2 protein-coding genes and 1 pseudogene are annotated in these 1,348 nt (G+C 72.8%); all 3 read right to left on the reverse strand.

Annotated elements, in window-relative coordinates:
- A partial coding sequence (locus AB0B91_RS66115; RefSeq protein WP_358343262.1) for a WXG100 family type VII secretion target occupies positions 1 to 649 on the reverse strand: 649 nt, incomplete at its 3' end.
- Positions 642 to 1,028, reverse strand: a complete 387-nt coding sequence (locus AB0B91_RS66120; RefSeq protein ID WP_231925804.1) for a hypothetical protein — start codon at positions 1,026 to 1,028, stop codon at positions 642 to 644. The genes AB0B91_RS66120 and AB0B91_RS66115, both read right to left, overlap by 8 nt.
- A 118-nt stretch (positions 1,029 to 1,146) precedes the next feature.
- Positions 1,147 to 1,348: pseudogene (locus AB0B91_RS66125) on the reverse strand (MFS transporter); the annotation flags it as partial.

Here is a 1,348-nt window from a genome sequence, read left to right on the forward strand (position 1 = left end):
GCGGAGGTCGTCGGGACCGAGCGCATGCTGTACTCCACCGACTACCCCTACACCTATGGGACGCGGTCGAGGAGTCGCGGCTGGTCAGGCCGGGGGTGTCCGGGTGCGGCGGCGGCGGCGCGACGAGCCGGCCGTAGGCGGAGAGGTCGTAGCCGGCGGCCAGCTCGGCCACCACGTTGACCATCCGCTGGTGCGCCTTCTCCTGCTCGGCCTTGTCCTGCTGGTGACCCAGCAGCCCGCCGACCACGATGCCCGGCACGCCGAACACGGCACCCTTGGCCGCGCCGGAGAGCGCCTGGTCGTGGTCGTCGGTCTCGGCCGGGCTCTCCGCCTGCGCGCGGGCGGTGCGCAGCTCGCCGGCCATCAGGGTCAGGCCCCGGCTGACGTCCGCCATGCCGTCGCCGAGCTTGTCGGCGTAGTCGGTGACGAGCGTCAACCGCCGCTGGAACTCCTGCGAGGCCGAGCCCGTCCAGGTGTTGGCGAGCTTGTCGAGGTCGCCGCTGAGCTCGCGGGACAGCCCGTCGAGCATGCCCTTGAGCGCCGTCCACTGCGCGGCGACGCCGTCGATCTGGCCCGGCTGACCGGCCATCACGCCGTCGTAGAGCTGCTGGTGGCTGACGTGCTGGTAGCGCTGGGTGTATTCAGACACGCGGTTCCTCCTTCCGCTTCAACGCGTCGTCCACCCCGTTGAGCGCGGCGGCGATGTCGGCGGAGTTGGCCGCGTTGCGCTCCTCGGCGGTGCGGTAGTTGGCCAGGATCGTCGCGGTGGCGCTCTGCGCCGCCTTCACCGCGGCACGCAGCCGGTCGACCTGGTCCACGTAGGACTGGTGGATCTCGGAGTAGCGGCGGGAGTTCTCGGTGGCGTCGGCGAACGAGCCCAGCGCCGGTGGCCGGCTCTGCATCTCGGTGCGCAGCTTCCGCAACGCCTTCTCCGCCTCGGTCAGCCGGTTGGCCAACTTCTGGTGGAAGTCTTCCAGGGACAGCAGGTCGACTGTCGTGCGCCCGGTCATGGCATCCCCGTACGTCATCGTCGATATCCGTTGGTGAGCCTCAGGTTAGTCGACCGGCACGAGGCGGGCGACCCGCTACCGGCGTCGATCCGTCAAGTCCGGACGCGGCCCCGCCCCGGTCGCGGCCGGGCCGACCTCAGCCGTCCGCTCCCGGGCTGGCGGACGACGCGTCCGGCGAGGCAGGCGCCTCCGACTCCGGTTCCCCGGAGGGCGTCACCGGCGCACCGGACCGCTCCGGGGCGGGGCTGTCCGTCGGCTTCGCCGCACCGCCCGTCGGCTTCGCCGGGGCCGACGGCGCGGGGCCGGGCGCGAAGTGGGAGAGCGCGGCGTCCCGCGCG

The sequence above is a fragment of the Nonomuraea sp. NPDC049141 genome (assembly GCF_040648415.1).
GTDB lineage: Bacteria > Actinomycetota > Actinomycetes > Streptosporangiales > Streptosporangiaceae > Nonomuraea.